The organism is Devosia alba, from assembly GCF_039938915.1.
GTDB classification, from domain to species: domain Bacteria; phylum Pseudomonadota; class Alphaproteobacteria; order Rhizobiales; family Devosiaceae; genus Devosia; species Devosia alba.
The window spans coordinates 1-270 of sequence record NZ_JBDUUI010000089.1; the positions used below are offsets into that span (position 1 = coordinate 1).

General features: G+C 31.5%; 1 protein-coding gene. It reads right to left on the reverse strand.

Annotation, left to right across the window (positions count from 1 at the left end; genetic code table 11):
- On the reverse strand, positions 1-270 hold a 270-nt coding region (locus ABFY71_RS18890), incomplete at both ends, for a hypothetical protein (RefSeq protein WP_347947414.1).

Consider the following 270-nt stretch of genomic DNA (forward strand, 5'->3'; position numbering starts at 1 on the left):
TTTGAATTGAATATAATTCATCACAAGAATCTGTAATTAATGAGCAATTCGCCATGAAAGATGTAATATCTTTTAAATCATTTATCATTCTAATAGCGATTACACCACCTGCATTGCCAGCACATTTATTTTCAAAATTTGAGTTTGTAATAGAAACACGTTCATCACAAGCCCCATCAACCCATAGTATAGCTCTATTTCCAGTATCAGACGTGACTACCCAATTGCAGTTGTCAATTAAAATAGTTTTTGCGTTTTTTATTCTAAAAG